Source organism: Dickeya oryzae, from assembly GCF_020406815.2.
GTDB lineage: Bacteria > Pseudomonadota > Gammaproteobacteria > Enterobacterales > Enterobacteriaceae > Dickeya > Dickeya oryzae.
Window position 1 is genome coordinate 214,306 of record NZ_CP162670.1, and the last position, 16,505, is coordinate 230,810.

At 54.4% G+C, this 16,505-nt stretch carries 14 protein-coding genes, 1 tRNA gene and 1 rRNA gene; 13 read left to right on the forward strand and 3 right to left on the reverse strand.

What is annotated here, in order from left to right:
• Positions 1-45: 45 nt before the first annotated feature.
• The 5 genes from tatA (at position 46) to hemB (ending at position 3,645) form a co-directional block, all read left to right on the forward strand.
• The gene (gene tatA / locus LF929_RS00975; RefSeq protein ID WP_038903011.1) at positions 46-300 is read left to right on the forward strand and encodes a twin-arginine translocase TatA/TatE family subunit; all 255 of its coding nucleotides are present in this window, start codon (positions 46-48) and stop codon (positions 298-300) included.
• Between the two features lie 3 nt (positions 301-303).
• Complete coding sequence (tatB, locus tag LF929_RS00980) at positions 304-939, forward strand: Sec-independent protein translocase protein TatB (protein WP_210177382.1); 636 nt, start codon at positions 304-306, stop codon at positions 937-939.
• A gap of 3 nt (positions 940-942) precedes the next feature.
• Positions 943-1,713: a Sec-independent protein translocase subunit TatC gene (gene tatC, locus LF929_RS00985; protein ID WP_012882942.1), complete on the forward strand. Its 771-nt coding sequence runs from the start codon at positions 943-945 to the stop codon at positions 1,711-1,713.
• A gap of 112 nt (positions 1,714-1,825) precedes the next feature.
• Positions 1,826-2,620 carry a 3'-5' ssDNA/RNA exonuclease TatD gene (tatD, locus tag LF929_RS00990; RefSeq protein WP_226093339.1) on the forward strand — a complete coding sequence of 265 codons (795 nt, stop codon included), beginning with the start codon at positions 1,826-1,828 and terminating at the stop codon, positions 2,618-2,620.
• Between the two features lie 2 nt (positions 2,621-2,622).
• Positions 2,623-3,645 (forward strand): porphobilinogen synthase, encoded by a 1,023-nt coding sequence (hemB, locus tag LF929_RS00995; protein ID WP_012882944.1) that lies wholly within the window; start codon positions 2,623-2,625, stop codon positions 3,643-3,645.
• Positions 3,646-3,717: 72 nt separating this feature from the next.
• Here the strand turns inward: hemB and rfaH are convergent, their stop codons facing one another.
• Entirely contained in the window at positions 3,718-4,206 is a 489-nt protein-coding gene (gene rfaH / locus LF929_RS01000; protein WP_012882945.1) for a transcription/translation regulatory transformer protein RfaH, read from the reverse strand.
• 203 nt (positions 4,207-4,409) lie between these two features.
• Between rfaH and ubiD the strand changes: the two genes are divergently transcribed.
• Positions 4,410-5,906 carry a 4-hydroxy-3-polyprenylbenzoate decarboxylase gene (gene ubiD, locus LF929_RS01005; protein ID WP_210175129.1) on the forward strand — a complete coding sequence of 499 codons (1,497 nt, stop codon included), beginning with the start codon at positions 4,410-4,412 and terminating at the stop codon, positions 5,904-5,906.
• Between the two features lie 49 nt (positions 5,907-5,955).
• Positions 5,956-6,657 (forward strand): NAD(P)H-flavin reductase, encoded by a 702-nt coding sequence (fre, locus tag LF929_RS01010; protein ID WP_038903017.1) that lies wholly within the window; start codon positions 5,956-5,958, stop codon positions 6,655-6,657.
• Positions 6,658-6,872: 215 nt separating this feature from the next.
• Here fre and fadA read toward each other — a convergent pair whose 3' ends face one another.
• Both fadA and fadB read right to left on the reverse strand, forming a co-directional pair.
• Complete coding sequence (gene fadA / locus LF929_RS01015; RefSeq protein ID WP_226093338.1) at positions 6,873-8,036, reverse strand: acetyl-CoA C-acyltransferase FadA; 1,164 nt, start codon at positions 8,034-8,036, stop codon at positions 6,873-6,875.
• Between the two features lie 12 nt (positions 8,037-8,048).
• Positions 8,049-10,238: a fatty acid oxidation complex subunit alpha FadB gene (gene fadB / locus LF929_RS01020; RefSeq protein WP_226093337.1), complete on the reverse strand. Its 2,190-nt coding sequence runs from the start codon at positions 10,236-10,238 to the stop codon at positions 8,049-8,051.
• A 184-nt stretch (positions 10,239-10,422) separates the two neighbouring features.
• Here fadB and pepQ point away from each other — a divergent pair, with 184 nt between their 5' ends.
• From pepQ to LF929_RS01050, 6 genes are all read left to right on the forward strand, one after another.
• Positions 10,423-11,754, forward strand: coding sequence for a Xaa-Pro dipeptidase (gene pepQ, locus LF929_RS01025; RefSeq protein ID WP_226093379.1), 1,332 nt, complete (start codon positions 10,423-10,425; stop codon positions 11,752-11,754).
• Positions 11,754-12,368: an IMPACT family protein gene (locus LF929_RS01030; RefSeq protein ID WP_038906739.1), complete on the forward strand. Its 615-nt coding sequence runs from the start codon at positions 11,754-11,756 to the stop codon at positions 12,366-12,368. The genes pepQ and LF929_RS01030 overlap by 1 nt, the downstream gene beginning before the upstream one ends.
• 40 nt (positions 12,369-12,408) lie before the next feature.
• On the forward strand, positions 12,409-13,860 hold the full coding sequence (gene trkH, locus LF929_RS01035) for a Trk system potassium transporter TrkH (RefSeq protein ID WP_016943417.1): 1,452 nt from the start codon (positions 12,409-12,411) through the stop codon (positions 13,858-13,860).
• 19 nt (positions 13,861-13,879) lie between these two features.
• A complete protein-coding gene (gene hemG / locus LF929_RS01040) occupies positions 13,880-14,419 on the forward strand; it encodes a menaquinone-dependent protoporphyrinogen IX dehydrogenase (RefSeq protein WP_038906740.1) in 540 nt (179 codons plus the stop codon).
• 372 nt (positions 14,420-14,791) lie between these two features.
• Positions 14,792-16,333 (forward strand): 16S ribosomal RNA (locus LF929_RS01045).
• An 86-nt stretch (positions 16,334-16,419) separates the two neighbouring features.
• A tRNA-Glu gene (locus LF929_RS01050) sits at positions 16,420-16,495 on the forward strand.
• Positions 16,496-16,505 lie beyond the last annotated feature (10 nt).

The window sequence follows — 16,505 nt, forward strand, 5'->3', positions numbered from 1 at the left end:
TGAGCGTGTTACATGAATTCCTTTGAGTAAAGAGGTAAGCACAGTATGGGCGGTATTAGTCTTCCTAGTTTGCTACTGATAGCGGTAATTGTCGTGTTGCTATTTGGTACGGGTAAACTCAAGTCACTTGGATCTGATCTTGGTGCGTCAATCAAAGGCTTCAAGAAAGCAATGAGTGACGATAAGCCTGCTGCCAACGATGACAAGCAACAAGACGCTGACTTTGCGACTAAATCCATTTCGGAGCACAAGCCGCAGACAAGTCAGGAAGAGAAAAGCCACCATAAAGAGCAGGTGTAACCGGTGTTTGATATCGGGTTTAGTGAACTGCTGTTGGTGATGGTGATAGGCCTGGTGGTGCTGGGACCTGAACGCTTGCCGATAGCGGTAAAAACGGTGGCTGGGTGGATACGGGCGCTGCGCTCGTTGGCATCGACGGTTCAAAATGAACTGGCGCAGGAGATGAAACTGCAGGAATTGCAGGAAAGCCTGAAGAAAGTGGAACAGGCCAGCCAGTTGCAAAATTTGTCGCCGGAGCTGAAAGCGTCGATGGATGAGCTGAAAGAGGCCGCCGAAGCGATGAAGCGTCCGCACAGTATCAAGCTGGATAACAGTGATGCGCCAGGGCATGTGCCGCTTGCCGATCCAGAAGCTGCGCATGATGGCGTGCTGGAAGTTGAGCTGAAAGCGCAAAGCCATGCGGAGCAGAATGTGAAGCCTGATGCGGCCTCCCCATCCCCTGTTGTGGCTGTTCCGGCTACTGAGCCGACTGCGCAGGCAGAAATACAGGCAGAGACAACGGTGCCGAACGTACCTGTATCGGCGGTGCCGGTATCGGAAAACGTCAGCCATAGCCATACTGCCAGCCATACTGAAAGCAAGGCCAAACCTGAGCCGGTGCCGCCCGCTTCTTCCTCTCAACCTTCTGGTGATCGTTAACCTATGGCTGTTGATCAAACTCAACCGCTGATAAGCCATCTGATCGAACTGCGTAAGCGGTTGTTAAATAGCATTATCAGCGTACTGGTCGTGTTTCTGGCACTGGTTTACTTTGCCAATGACATCTATCAGTTTGTCTCTGCGCCGCTCATTAAACAACTACCGGCTGGGGCTAGCATGATTGCGACCGATGTGGCCTCGCCGTTTTTCACCCCGATAAAGCTGACGCTGATCGTGTCGGTGTTTTTATCTGCGCCACTGGTGTTGTATCAGGTGTGGGCGTTTGTGGCTCCCGCCTTGTACAAGCACGAACGTCGTTTGATGATGCCGTTGCTGGTGTCCAGCAGCCTGTTGTTTTACATGGGAATGGCGTTTGCTTATTTCATCGTCTTTCCGTTAGCGTTCAGTTTCTTTGCCCAGACCGCGCCGAAGGGGGTATTGATTGCGACCGATATCAATAACTACCTTGATTTCGTCATGGCGTTGTTTATGGCATTCGGTGTGTCGTTCGAAGTGCCGGTAGCCATTGTGTTGCTGTGCTGGAGTGGGGTCGTTACGCCGGAAAGTCTGAAGCAGAAACGGCCTTATGTGCTGGTGGGTGCCTTTGTGGTGGGGATGCTGTTGACGCCACCGGATGTGTTCTCCCAGACGCTGTTGGCTATTCCGATGTATTTGCTGTTTGAAATCGGCGTGTTTTTCGCCCGGTTCTACGTTGGTAAACGGCGTCGGCCAGAGGAAGAAGAAGACGTTGATGAATCTGCGCCGTCTTCCTGAGTGGCGTTCGCCGTTAAACGGCGGCCTTCTTACTGTGACACCTCTTTCGGGAGGTGTTGTTTTTTGGGGGTGTCCACGGTGGTCACCATAACGGATTTTGGGATATCAGCGCATGTTCGATATTGGCGTTAATCTGACCAGCTCACAGTTTCGTTCAGACCAAGAGCAGGTGGTGAGCAGGGCGCGTCAGGCGGGGGTGACGGGTTTGTTATTAACCGGAACCAATGCAAGAGAGAGTGAGCAGGCATACCTGCTCGCCACGCAATATCCCGATTACTGTTGGTCAACCGCCGGTGTGCATCCACATGATGCGAGTAGCTGGAGTGATGACACGGCGGCGTTGATTCATCAACTGGCAGGACGTGAGCAGGTGCTGGCGATTGGCGAGTGCGGGTTAGATTTTAACCGTAACTTTTCCACTCCTGAAGAACAGGAACAGGCATTCAGCGCACAACTGGCGATTGCTGCTGAGCATGGAATGCCGGTTTTTTTGCACTGCCGCGATGCGCATGGGCGTTTTATGGCGCTGCTGACGCCATGGCTCGATAAACTGCCTGCGGTGGTGTTGCACTGCTTTACCGGCTCAGGCGACGAGCTGGATGAGTGCCTGCGTGCCGGATTGATGATCGGCATTACCGGCTGGGTGTGTGATGAACGTCGTGGGTTGGCGCTACGCGAGCTACTCCCCCGGATTCCGGACGATCGGTTGTTGCTGGAAACCGATGCGCCCTATCTGTTACCCCGGGATTTACATCCTAAGCCTGCATCCCGCCGTAACGAACCCTGTTTTCTGCCACATATCGTCCATCAGGTTGCGCTCTGGCGCAGCCAGGATGCGCAATGGCTTGGCAGAAATGTGGATGAAAACGCCCGTCGGATTTTCCGCCCGGGCCAGAAAGGAGAATAATGATGAGTAATGTTTTTCCCGGTGCGTTTCCAGGACGTCGCCTGCGCCGTCTGCGTCGCCATGATTTCAGCCGCCGTCTGGTGGCAGAACATCAGGTTACGGTTAACGACCTCATCTATCCGGTGTTTGTCATGGAAGGCAAGCAGGGACGTCAGGAAGTACCCTCCATGCCGGGCGTGTATCGCCTGACCATTGATGAGCTGGTAAGAGAAGCGGAAGTGATTGCTAAACTGGGTATCCCAGTGCTGTCGCTGTTCCCGGTGATCGAAGCGGATAAAAAGTCGTTGCTGGCTGAAGAGGCTTACAATCCGGATGGGTTGGTGCAGCGTGCGGTGCGTGCGCTGAAAGATGCCGTACCGGAGTTGGGGCTGCTGACCGATGTGGCGCTGGATCCTTACACGACTCACGGTCAGGATGGTGTCATTGATGAAGACGGCTATGTGGTCAACGACATTACCAAAGAGATTCTGGTGCGTCAGGCGCTGTCTCATGCGCAAGCCGGTGCAGAGATCGTGGCCCCCAGCGACATGATGGATGGCCGAATCGGTGCGATTCGCGAACAGCTGGAAGAGCAAGGGCTGGTGAATACCCAGATCATGGCGTATTCCGCCAAGTACGCGTCTTGTTACTACGGGCCGTTCCGCGATGCATTGGGCTCATCGGGCAACCTGAAAGGCGGCAACAAGAAAACCTACCAGATGGATCCGGCCAACACGAATGAGGCGTTGCAGGAGATCGCACAGGATCTGCAAGAAGGCGCTGATATGGTGATGGTGAAACCGGGTATGCCGTATCTGGACGTGGTCCGGCGGGTGAAGGACACCTTCGGCGTGCCGACCTTTGCTTATCAGGTGTCTGGCGAGTATGCAATGCAGATGGCGGCAATCCAGAATGGCTGGCTGCAAGAACAGCCGCTGGTGATGGAATCGCTGCTGTGCTTCAAGCGTGCCGGTGCGGATGGGGTGCTGACCTATTTCGCCAAACGCGTGGCCGAATGGTTGCGTGATGACGCGTTACGCCGCTGATGACCTCGCTGTCATCACTGTACTGTAATTACTGTCGATGACAGCATGCCGTCAGGGCCAGGCCCTGACGGTTCAGACTTTTCGAAACTGACGATTGTCGATACTCTGCCGCACCTGCTTATTCAGCAAATTGAGCAGTAGCATGGAGCGTGCCTCGCCATCCGGTTCGGTATAGATAGCCTCTAAGCCACTGAATACCCCTTCGGTGATGGTGACCTGATCGCCGGGTTGTGGTGTTTCCGGGTCGACATGGGTGGTGCACTGATGGTGTTGCAAATCCTCAATCACCTGCTGAGGGACCAACGCCGGCAGGTTGCCGAAACGGACAAAATGACTCACGCCACGTGTTGAACTGATGGTAGTGGTGTGTATGTGCTCCGGGTCGAATTCAACGAACAGATAATTGGGGAACAGCGGTTCGCTGACCTCGGTTCGTTTTCCTCGTACGATTTTCTCCAGCGCGATCATCGGGCTCAGGCAGACCACGTCCTGACGCTCCAGATGTTCTTTGGCCCGCAACAATTGGCCGCGCTTGCAATAAAGTAGGTACCAGGCTCGCATAGTTTCACTTTTTTCTGTGGCTTTTATCGCGGGAGAGGATAGCAAAAGCGTTATGCCTTGCGGGATAAAATTGTTGGGGGAAATTCCTAAATATAGGCAGTGTTGATTATCCGTATCAGCGAGGCTGGTGCCAGAAATAGCATGGTCGGTAAGCGACAGCATGACCAAGAGCCTTTATAATACCTCCACCACTGACCTTTCTGATGATCAGCATGAAATACCGTGACTTACGTGAATTTCTCGCACAGCTTGAAGTGAGAGGCGAGCTCAAACGCATCCATCAGCCGATAGATCCTTACCTGGAAATGACGGAAATTGCCGATCGCACCTTGCGTGCTGGTGGCCCGGCTTTGCTGTTTGAAAATCCCAAAGGTTACGCTATGCCGGTGCTGTGCAACCTGTTCGGTACGCCGAAACGCGTGGCGTTAGGCATGGGGCAGGAAGAGGTTAGCGCGTTGCGGGATGTTGGCCGTTTGCTGGCGTTTTTGAAAGAGCCTGAGCCGCCACGTGGTTTTCGCGATTTGGTGGATAAGCTGCCCAAGTTTCGCCAGGTGCTGAATATGCCAACTAAGCGCCTTTCGAACGCGCCCTGTCAGGAACAGGTGTGGGAAGGCGATGAGGTGGATCTGGGGCGGATTCCGATTATGCATTGCTGGCCGGGCGATGTCGCTCCGTTGGTCACCTGGGGACTGACGGTGACGCGCGGGCCTTTCAAAGAGCGCCAGAATCTGGGGATTTACCGCCAGCAGCTGATTGGTCGTAACAAACTGATTATGCGCTGGTTGTCACACCGTGGCGGTGCGTTGGATTTCCAGGAGTGGTGCCAGCAGCACCCGGGCGAGCGCTTCCCGGTGGCGGTGGCGTTGGGCGCTGATCCGGCGACGATCCTCGGGGCGGTAACGCCGGTGCCGGATACGCTGTCTGAATATGCTTTTGCCGGGTTATTGCGTGGTCACAAGACGGAAGTGGTCAAATGTGTGTCCTGCGATTTGGAAGTACCGGCCAGTGCTGAAATCGTGCTGGAGGGCTATATCGACGCGGATGAAATCGCGCCGGAAGGACCTTATGGCGATCATACTGGCTATTACAACGAAGTGGATCATTTTCCTGTCTTTACTGTCACTCATGTTACCCAGCGCCGTGATGCTATTTATCATTCGACTTATACTGGTCGTCCGCCTGATGAACCAGCAGTGCTGGGCGTGGCGCTGAACGAAGTGTTCGTGCCGCTGTTGCAAAAGCAGTTTCCGGAAATTGTCGACTTCTATTTGCCGCCGGAGGGCTGTTCTTACCGTCTGGCGGTCGTTACTATGAAAAAACAGTATGCCGGGCACGCTAAACGGGTAATGATGGGCGTCTGGTCTTTTTTACGCCAGTTCATGTATACCAAGTTTGTTATCGTCTGCGATGATGATATTAATGCTCGCGACTGGAAAGATGTGATCTGGGCTATCACCACGCGTATGGATCCGGCGCGTGATACGCTGCTGGTGGAGAATACGCCAATCGACTACCTGGATTTTGCTTCACCGGTTTCTGGACTCGGCTCCAAGATGGGTCTGGATGCAACCAATAAATGGCCGGGAGAAACACAGCGTGAATGGGGTCATCCTATTACCAAAGATCCGTCGGTTGTCGCCCGTGTGGATGCCATATGGGACGAGTTAGCCATATTGAATGACAGTGGTAAGCCGCGCTGACGTCGCTTATCCTGTTCCCCGTTTTGTTTTGACCCTACAGAGGGATCGCATGACAACGTTGAGCTGTACAGTAACGTCGGTGGACGCTATCACCGATACGGTTTACCGGGTGCGCTTATTGCCATCGGCACCTTTTTCCTTCCGTGCCGGGCAATACCTGATGGTAGTAATGGACGAACGTGACAAGCGCCCGTTCTCTATGGCTTCAACGCCTATTGAGCAAGAGTCTATTGAATTGCATATCGGCGCTTCCGAGATGAACCTGTATGCAATGGCGGTGATGGACCGCATCCTGAAGGAGAAGTCGCTGGTGGTTGATATTCCCCATGGCGACGCCTGGCTGCGCGAAGACAGCGACCGGCCGTTGATTTTGATCGCGGGTGGGACAGGTTTTTCTTACGTGCGTTCTATTTTACTGACGGTGCTGGCACGTCAGCCAGAGCGTCAGGTTTCCGTCTATTGGGGCGGACGTGAACTGCGTCATTTATACGATTTGGGCGAGTTGCAGTCGTTGGCGCAGGCGCATTCCAACCTGAACGTGATCCCGGTCGTTGAACAGCCGGACGAACAGTGGCATGGCCGTTCTGGTACCGTGTTAAGCGCTGTGCTCCAGGATTTCGGCACACTGGCCTCGCACGACATTTACATCGCAGGGCGTTTTGAAATGGCAAAAATCGCCCGTGAGCGTTTTTGTAATGAACGTGGCGCACAGCCTGCACATATGTACAGCGACGCGTTTTCTTTCATCTGATCTTGCCAGTTTGCTTGCTGTTCTGTCGTGGCCGGGTTGTTATCCCGGCCACGTTGTTTTGGCACCTACACATTGTTTTGGCACCTATAGGATGCCGGTGCGGGTGGCTTACTGCGCTATCTGTGTTCGCCCCCGCCGACGTAATAACGCCGACGGGGGGATGATAGCGATGAAGCGTAGCCAATGGGTAGCTGGTGGACATCAATACGGGCGGGTTATACCCGCTCCAGCACCGTGGCAATACCCTGACCTAACCCGATACACATGGTTGCCACACCGAATTCTACGTCTCGCTGCTCCATCAAATTGATGAGTGTGGTGATAATACGTGCACCGGAGCACCCCAACGGATGGCCCAACGCAATCGCCCCGCCATTCAGGTTGACCTTATCATCCAGGTTATCCATCAATCCTAATGCTTTGATACAAGGCAGCGTTTGGGCGGCAAACGCCTCATTGAGTTCAAACAGACCAATATCGCTCACAGCGAGTCCCGCCCGTTGTAGCGCTTTTTGGGTCGCGGGTACCGGACCGAATCCCATCACGGAAGGGTCACAGCCAACGACCGCCATCGCCCGCACACGTACCCGTGGCGTTAACCCCAACGCCAGCGCACGGGATTCGCTCATCACCAGTAGCGCGGCGGCACCATCTGACAATGCTGATGAGCTACCGGCTGTGACCGTACCGTTCACCGGGTCAAATGCCGGGCGCAGAGCTGCCAGAGCGTCGAGGCTGGTATCAGCCCTGACGACTTCATCGTAGTCAAAAGGATGTAGCGCGCCGTCGGCGTTATGACCGGTGGTGGGGATAATTTCATGGCGAAATGCCCCGGACTGGGTCGCAGCCCAGGCGCGCTGGTGTGAGCGGGCGGCGAAAGCGTCCTGCATTTCACGACTGATGTGGTGCTGGCGTGCCAGTAGCTCTGCCGTCAGCCCCATCATCGCCGCGGCTTTCGCGATGTTTTTGCCAAGGCCGGGGTGAAAATCAACACCGTGGCTCATCGGCACATGCCCCATATGCTCGACACCACCGACCAGACACACCTCGGCATCACCCGTCATGATGTTTCGTGCTGCGTCGTGCAACGCCTGCATGGATGAACCGCACAGACGGTTGACGGTGACGGCGGGTACCGAGTGGGGAATTTCAGCCAGCAATGCGGCATTACGCCCCACATTGAAGCCTTGCTCTAGCGTCTGTTGCACGCATCCCCAGTAGATGTCGTCGATTTTATCCGCTTCCAGCGCTGGGGTACGACTCAGCAGGCTGCGCATCAAGTGCGCGGACAGGGTTTCAGCCCGAACCTGACGAAACGCACCACCTTTGGATCGACCCATCGGGGTACGCACTGCATCAACAATCACTGCATTTTCCATCGTCGTGCGTCCTTATGCCGGTTGGTGAAGAGAAAGGTCTGCGAGCGGCTCAACCGCCGGGTAATAGCGCTGCTGGAACTTAGCCATCCGCAACAGGCTTTCCGGTATGGTGTAAAGCGGCCCCAGCGACGCCAGCGATTGGGCAATGTCCACGTAGTGCTGGCTACCCAGTGTGTCCAGATAACGGCAGGCACCGCCATGGAACGGTGGGAAACCCAGTCCGTAAAGCAGTGCCATATCGGCTTCCGCCGGTGTGGCGACGATCCCCTCTTCCAGACAACGTGCGACTTCGTTGAGCATCGGTACCATCAGGCGATGCGTGATCTCTTGTGCGCTGAAGGTCCGCTTCGGCCCGCAGGCGGCATCCAGCAGAATATCGGTCTGGTCGTCTTGTTCCCGGCGTGGTTTGCCTTTCGCATCCGGACTGTAATGGTAGAAGCCAGCACCGCTTTTCTGACCCAAACGCTGGTGTTCCACCAGGACATCGACCGCGTCGCGGTAGGTTTTTGCCATGCGCTGCGGAAAACCTGCCGACATTACCGCCTGAGCATGGTGGGCGGTATCCAGCCCGACCACGTCCAGCAGGTAAGCCGGTCCCATCGGCCAGCCGAACTGTTTTTCCATCACGGCATCAACATCGCGGAAATCCGCACCGTCACGCAATAGCAGACAGAACGCGGCGATATAAGGGAACAGCACACGGTTAACGAAAAATCCGGGGCAGTCATTCACTACAATCGGGGTTTTCCCTATTTTGGTGGCGTAAGCGACTACGCGAGCCAGCGTTTTCTCATCGGTCTGGGGGCCGCGAATCACTTCTACCAACGGCATCCGGTGTACCGGGTTGAAAAAATGCATGCCGCAGAAATTTTGTGGTCGTTGCAAGGCGGTGGCCAACTGCCCGATAGGAATGGTCGAGGTATTGGAAACGAGCAACGTCTGCTCACTGACGCAAGCCTCGACATCGGCCAGTACTCTGGCCTTTATTTGTGGGTTTTCCACCACCGCTTCGATAACCAGGTCCGCTTGCTCCAGCCCATTGTTATTCAATGTCGGGTGGATACGAGCCAGTATGCCCATCATGCTCAGGGCATCCAGCTTGCCGCGCTGTAGCTGTGCATTCAGTAGTTTGGCGGCCTCTTCCATCCCCAGCGTCAGCGCTTTCTCGTTGATATCTTTCATCCATACCGGCACGCCTTTACGTGCCGACTGACAGGCAATACCGCCACCCATGATCCCGGCACCGAGTACCGCAACGCGTGCTGGTGACGACGCGTCGCCAGCCCATTTTTTAGCCGTGCTTTTTACCGCTTGTTCGTTCAGGAAGACACCGACCAACGCGTACGCCGCTGTGGTTTGCGTCAGCGTAACGAAATTGTCGGTTTCCAGTTTCAGCGCGGCGTCACGATCTAATCTGGCGGCAGCTTCAATGGTTTTGAGCGCTGTCATTGGCGCAGGGTAGTGAGGACCGGCTGCTTGCTGCACCAGTGCGCTGGCGGTAGCAAAACTCATGGTTGCCTCGATGCGGTTAAGCCGTAGCGGCGTTTGTTTCTGGCGGCGACGGGCTCGCCAGTCAAGTTTATCCTCCGCCGCCAGACGCAACATATGCAACGCTGACGACAGCAGCTTATCGTTGCTGGTCACCGCATCGATCAACCCAACTTTCAGGGCCTCGTCGGCAGGGAGGTCTTTACCGGCGGTAATGATTTCCAGCGCGCTGTCGGCACCCAGCAGTCGCGGTAACCTAACTGTGCCGCCAAACCCTGGCATGATCCCCAGTTTCACTTCTGGCAGGCCAATGCGAACATCGGGTGTCGCCAGGCGGAAATCGGTCGCCAGCACACATTCGCATCCTCCGCCCAGCGCATAACCGTTGATGGCGGAGAGTGTCGGCACCGGCAAGTCTTCCAGTTGGCTGAAAATGGCGTTGGCGTCGGTCAGCCACTGATGAAGGGTTTCCGGCGGTGCAGCGAACAACGATAAAAATTCGGTGATGTCCGCTCCGGCAATAAACGCGGGTTTGTCCGAACGCAGTAGCAGGGCGCGGAGCGAAGGGTGTTCTTTCAGGTGATTCAGGGCTTCGCCAAGACTGGCCACCGTACGGGTGTCCAGTTTATTGACGCTGCCAGGCGCGGCAAAAACCAGTTCGGCAATGCCGTCTTCCAGCCAGTTGAGGTACAGCGTGTCGCCTTGATAGATCATGGTGTTCTCCACTGTTATCCGTTATCTGGTACGACCAGATAGTGAAGAAAATTGTGGGTTTGATGTTAATGAAATGCAAACAATGCGTGAGGGATTTGCCGGGAAGATCACAGGCTGAGCAACGCTGCCGTCATCGGGGGGCTGTGTTACACTGGAAAACAGGTGGTTATCAATGGGGATTATGATGGAAACGCTGGCTTCTTTGTATCATCAACATGTGGCGACCCTGCAGCAACGCACGCAGGCAGTTCTGGCTCGGCATAACCTGGATGCCTTATTAATACACTCCGGTGAGTTGATGATGGCGTTTTTGGATGACCATGCCTATCCGTTCAAGGTTAACCCGCAGTTTAAAGCCTGGCTGCCGGTGACACAGGTGCCGAATTGCTGGTTGTGGGTGGATGGGGTCAATACGCCGAAGCTGTGGTTCTATTCCCCCGTTGATTACTGGCATAACGTTGCGCCAGTGCCGGACAGTTTTTGGACGACGTCGTTGGATATCCAGGTGCTGCGCAAGGCCGATGATATTGCAGCGCAACTGCCTGCCCAGCGGCAGCGGGTTGCCTATATCGGTTCCGCTTCGCAGCGCGCGCTAAGTCTGGAGATTACGCCGGAGCACATCAACCCGAAAGGCGTACTGGATTATCTGCATTACCATCGTGCCTACAAAACGGATTATGAACTGGCTTGTATGCGCGAAGCGCAGAAAACAGCGGTAGTTGGTCATCGTGCTGCTTACGAAGCGTTCCAGTCCGGCATGAGCGAGTTTGATATTAATCTGGCGTACCTGACTGCCACGGGGCACCGTGATACCGATGTGCCTTATGACAATATTGTTGCCCTTAACGAGCATGCGGCGGTGCTGCACTACACCCAACTGGAACAGCGTGTGCCGACGGAAATGCGCAGTTTCCTGCTGGATGCCGGTGCGGAATATAACGGTTATGCGGCAGATATTACCCGCACTTATGCCGCGCAGCATGACAGTGAGTATGCGGCGCTGGTGAGGGACCTGAATCACGAGCAACTGGCGCTGATCGATACGATGAAAGCTGGTGTGCGTTATACCGATTACCATTTGCAGATGCATCACCGTGTTGCGTCGCTGCTTAAACGCCATCAGATCGTGACTGGGCTGAGTGAAGAAGCGATGGTAGAGCAGGGGGTAACCTCGCCGTTCCTGCCGCATGGCCTGGGCCATCCGCTTGGCTTGCAGGTACACGATGTCGGCGGGTTTATGCAGGATGACACTGGCACCACCTTGCCAGCGCCGTCTGCCTATCCCTATTTGCGCTGTACCCGTATTTTGGAACCGCGCATGGTGCTGACAATCGAACCGGGTATCTATTTCATCGATTCTCTGCTCGAACCCTGGCGTCAGGGTGAGTTGCGCCAGCATTTCAACTGGCAGAAGCTGGATGCGTTACGTCCGTTTGGTGGTATCCGTATTGAAGACAATATCGTGGTCCATGACAAACGCATCGAAAACTTAACGCGTGCGCTCGATCTGGCCTGATGCAGTCATATCCGGTGCCCGCGGCACCTGTCAGCGTCGATGAAGACATTAAAAAGAGTCGTTTTATTACCCTGCTCGCACCTGCCTGTGGGGTGGAAGCGGCTCGATACGTGATTCAGCAGGCTCGTGAGCAGCATCCCTCGGCGGCCCATCATTGCTGGGCCTATGTCGCAGGCTCCCCCGTCGATTCTCAACAGCTCGGCTTTTCTGATGACGGAGAACCTTCGGGAACCGCCGGTAAACCGATGCTGGCTCAATTGATGGGGAGTGGCATCGGTGAAATCGTGGCGGTAGTGATACGGTATTATGGTGGCATCAGGTTGGGCACCGGCGGGCTGGTCAAAGCCTATGGCGGTGGCGTCCAGCACGCGTTGAAACAACTGTCAGTACACCAGAAAGTGATGTATCAGAACTATCGATTGCAATGCGACTATGCGTTGTTGCCGCAGGTGGAGAGCGTGGTACTGGCATTACAGGGGAACATCGTCTCAACGGAATACGCGGGTGATGTTGCCCTCCAACTGGCGTTTCCTATAACGGCAGTGGAAGAAGCAGCGCGGCGACTACGCGATATTAGTCGTGGTGCGTTGCATTTGCAGTCAATTTCACAATAATCCAGCGCGTAATCTTGAACCATTAAAGGAAGGCTCCCTGATGCACCTGCGTGCCATAACCCGCATTGTCGGACTGCTGGTCATTCTGTTTTCCGGCACCATGTTCATTCCTGGCATGGTGGCGTTGATCTACCGTGACGGTGCCGGTCGTGCATTTATTCAGACATTTATTGTCGCGTTGGTGATGGGGTTGCTACTGTGGCTGCCCAACCGTAAGCACCGGCATGAGTTAAAAGCCCGCGAAGGGTTTTTAATCGTCGTGTTGTTCTGGACGGTGCTGGGCAGCGTTGGGGCGTTGCCTTTTTTGTTTGCTGAACGTCCTAATCTCTCGGTAACAGATGCGTTTTTTGAATCCTTTTCCGGCCTGACAACCACCGGTGCTACTACCCTGGTCGGGCTGGATGCTCTACCGAAGGCGATTCTGTTCTACCGACAGATGCTGCAATGGATGGGCGGTATGGGGATCATTGTGCTGGCGGTGGCGATTCTGCCGATTCTGGGCGTCGGGGGGATGCAGCTTTATCGTGCCGAAATGCCAGGGCCGCTGAAGGACAATAAAATGCGTCCCCGCATCGCAGAAACCGCCAAAACCCTCTGGCTGATTTATGTGTTGCTAACGGTGGTATGCGCCTTCTCTTTGTGGCTGGCGGGCATGTCGGTATTCGATGCGATTAGCCACAGTTTTTCAACTATCGCCATAGGTGGATTTTCCACCCATGACGCCAGCATTGGCTATTTCAACAGTCCGACCATCAATACCATTGTTGCGGTATTTCTGCTGATTTCCGGCTGTAATTTTGGTTTGCACTTTGCGGTGTTAAGCGGTCGCAGCTTACGGGTGTACTGGCGTGACCCCGAGTTTCGCATGTTTATCTTTGTGCAGATGTCGCTGGTTGTGATTTGTACCCTCGTTTTGTGGGTGCATGGTGTGTACAAAACGGGTATGGAAACGCTGAACCAGGCGTTTTTTCAGGTGGTGTCGATGGCAACGACAGCAGGCTTCACTACCGATAGCATTGCCTCCTGGCCGTTGTTCTTGCCGGTATTGCTGCTTTGCTCCGCGTTTATCGGTGGTTGTGCTGGTTCAACCGGTGGCGGTCTGAAAGTCATTCGTATCCTGTTACTGTTCTTACAGGGATCGCGTGAACTGAAGCGACTGGTTCACCCGAATGCGGTCTATACCATTAAACTCGGCCAGCGCGCGTTGCCGGAACGAATTCTGGAAGCGGTGTGGGGGTTTTTCTCAGCGTATGCGCTGGTGTTTATCATCAGTATGCTGGCAGTGATTGCGACAGGGGTCGACAATTTCTCTGCTTTTGCTGCTGTCGCTGCCACCCTCAACAATCTTGGCCCTGGGCTTGGGACAGTAGCCGACAATTTCACGTCCATGAATGACGCCGCCAAATGGATTCTGATTGTCACCATGTTATTTGGTCGCCTGGAAGTGTTCACCATGCTGGTGCTATTTACTCCCACTTTTTGGCGGGAATAACGGATAAAGGAAACGTGCTATGAAAGCATTGATATTGTTTTCCAGTCGGGATGGTCAAACACGGGCGATAGCGTCTTACATCGCCAATAACCTGAAAGGGACGCTGGAGTGTGATGTTGTCAATATTCTGAGCGCCCATGAAGTCGATCTCGATAAGTACGACAAGGTGATGATTGGTGCATCAGTGCGCTACGGACATTTTCACCCAGCGCTGGAAAAATTCATCCGTCAGCACCTTGCATTATTACAGCAAAAACCCAATGCGTTCTTTTCTGTCAATCTGACGGCCCGTAAACCTGAAAAGCGCTCGCTGCAAACCAACGCGTATACCCGCAAGTTTCTGCTGCGTTCTCCCTGGCAGCCCGATTTGGGGGCTGTGTTTGCTGGCGCGTTGCGCTATCCCCGTTATCGTTGGTTCGACCGCGTCATGATTCAACTGATTATGCGCATGACGGGCGGTGAAACTGACAGTACCAAAGAGATTGAGTATACCGATTGGGAGCAGGTGGCGCGTTTTGCCCAGTCGTTTGGTCAACTCAGCCAGAAAAAGGCGGTTTGACGGGGTGAAATCGACGTAGTGGTGAAAAAAGAGGCGTTCAGTAATTTTTTTGAAATTAGTGCTTGTCAGGCCGGAATAACTCCCTATAATGCGCCTCCACTGACACGGCAACGGCGAAACGCCAGCGCAGTTTCAGTAAGAAATCAGGCGCATATCGCTTGACTTCTTGTCGGGAAAGCATAATATATGCGACCCGCGGCCACGGTAAGTGGCGCTGCTCTTTAACAATCAATCAGACAATCTGTGTGGGCACTCGCAGGACACTTCACTAAAAAATTAGTGAAAGTCTTGAAGAGTGACAACAGTTAATTCATTACGAATAAACAGTAAATTCTTTGAGCACCGTTTTCTTCGGAAAACACATCAAACTTTAAATTGAAGAGTTTGATCATGGCTCAGATTGAACGCTGGCGGCAGGCCTAACACATGCAAGTCGGGCGGTAGCACAAAGGAGCTTGCTCCTTGGGTGACGAGCGGCGGACGGGTGAGTAATGTCTGGGAAACTGCCTGATGGAGGGGGATAACTACTGGAAACGGTAGCTAATACCGCATAACGTCGCAAGACCAAAGAGGGGGACCTTAGGGCCTCTTGCCATCGGATGTGCCCAGATGGGATTAGCTAGTAGGTGAGGTAAAGGCTCACCTAGGCGACGATCCCTAGCTGGTCTGAGAGGATGACCAGCCACACTGGAACTGAGACACGGTCCAGACTCCTACGGGAGGCAGCAGTGGGGAATATTGCACAATGGGCGCAAGCCTGATGCAGCCATGCCGCGTGTGTGAAGAAGGCCTTCGGGTTGTAAAGCACTTTCAGCGGGGAGGAAGGGAGCAGACTTAATACGTCTGTTCATTGACGTTACCCGCAGAAGAAGCACCGGCTAACTCCGTGCCAGCAGCCGCGGTAATACGGAGGGTGCAAGCGTTAATCGGAATGACTGGGCGTAAAGCGCACGCAGGCGGTCTGTTAAGTTGGATGTGAAATCCCCGGGCTTAACCTGGGAACTGCATTCAAAACTGACAGGCTAGAGTCTCGTAGAGGGGGGTAGAATTCCAGGTGTAGCGGTGAAATGCGTAGAGATCTGGAGGAATACCGGTGGCGAAGGCGGCCCCCTGGACGAAGACTGACGCTCAGGTGCGAAAGCGTGGGGAGCAAACAGGATTAGATACCCTGGTAGTCCACGCTGTAAACGATGTCGATTTGGAGGTTGTGGTCTTGAACCGTGGCTTCCGGAGCTAACGCGTTAAATCGACCGCCTGGGGAGTACGGCCGCAAGGTTAAAACTCAAATGAATTGACGGGGGCCCGCACAAGCGGTGGAGCATGTGGTTTAATTCGATGCAACGCGAAGAACCTTACCTACTCTTGACATCCAGCGAACCTTGTAGAGATACGAGGGTGCCTTCGGGAGCGCTGAGACAGGTGCTGCATGGCTGTCGTCAGCTCGTGTTGTGAAATGTTGGGTTAAGTCCCGCAACGAGCGCAACCCTTATCCTTTGTTGCCAGCACTTCGGGTGGGAACTCAAGGGAGACTGCCGGTGATAAACCGGAGGAAGGTGGGGATGACGTCAAGTCATCATGGCCCTTACGAGTAGGGCTACACACGTGCTACAATGGCGTATACAAAGAGAAGCGACCTCGCGAGAGCAAGCGGACCTCATAAAGTACGTCGTAGTCCGGATTGGAGTCTGCAACTCGACTCCATGAAGTCGGAATCGCTAGTAATCGTAGATCAGAATGCTACGGTGAATACGTTCCCGGGCCTTGTACACACCGCCCGTCACACCATGGGAGTGGGTTGCAAAAGAAGTAGGTAGCTTAACCTTCGGGAGGGCGCTTACCACTTTGTGATTCATGACTGGGGTGAAGTCGTAACAAGGTAACCGTAGGGGAACCTGCGGTTGGATCACCTCCTTACCGAGTAGAAGTGCCTGCGTGGTGTCCACACAGATTGTCTGATGATAAGAAAGAGTCAAAAGCGTCTTGCGAAGCTGACAAGTGATGTCCCCTTCGTCTAGAGGCCCAGGACACCGCCCTTTCACGGCGGTAACAGGGGTTCGAATCCCCTAGGGGACGCCAGTATGACTGA

Excerpts from the sequence above, each read along its gene's own strand:
- tatA (WP_038903011.1), top strand. The coding sequence starts at position 46 with ATGGGCGGTATTAGTCTTCCTAGTTTGCTACTGATAGCGGTAATTGTC.
- tatC (WP_012882942.1), top strand. The coding sequence starts at position 943 with ATGGCTGTTGATCAAACTCAACCGCTGATAAGCCATCTGATCGAACTG.
- tatD (WP_226093339.1), top strand. The coding sequence starts at position 1,826 with ATGTTCGATATTGGCGTTAATCTGACCAGCTCACAGTTTCGTTCAGAC.
- hemB (WP_012882944.1), top strand. The coding sequence starts at position 2,623 with ATGAGTAATGTTTTTCCCGGTGCGTTTCCAGGACGTCGCCTGCGCCGT.
- rfaH (WP_012882945.1), bottom strand. The coding sequence starts at position 4,206 with ATGCGAGCCTGGTACCTACTTTATTGCAAGCGCGGCCAATTGTTGCGG.
- ubiD (WP_210175129.1), top strand. The coding sequence starts at position 4,410 with ATGATCAGCATGAAATACCGTGACTTACGTGAATTTCTCGCACAGCTT.
- fre (WP_038903017.1), top strand. The coding sequence starts at position 5,956 with ATGACAACGTTGAGCTGTACAGTAACGTCGGTGGACGCTATCACCGAT.
- fadA (WP_226093338.1), bottom strand. The coding sequence starts at position 8,036 with ATGGAAAATGCAGTGATTGTTGATGCAGTGCGTACCCCGATGGGTCGA.
- fadB (WP_226093337.1), bottom strand. The coding sequence starts at position 10,238 with ATGATCTATCAAGGCGACACGCTGTACCTCAACTGGCTGGAAGACGGC.
- pepQ (WP_226093379.1), top strand. The coding sequence starts at position 10,423 with ATGGAAACGCTGGCTTCTTTGTATCATCAACATGTGGCGACCCTGCAG.
- LF929_RS01030 (WP_038906739.1), top strand. The coding sequence starts at position 11,754 with ATGCAGTCATATCCGGTGCCCGCGGCACCTGTCAGCGTCGATGAAGAC.
- trkH (WP_016943417.1), top strand. The coding sequence starts at position 12,409 with ATGCACCTGCGTGCCATAACCCGCATTGTCGGACTGCTGGTCATTCTG.
- hemG (WP_038906740.1), top strand. The coding sequence starts at position 13,880 with ATGAAAGCATTGATATTGTTTTCCAGTCGGGATGGTCAAACACGGGCG.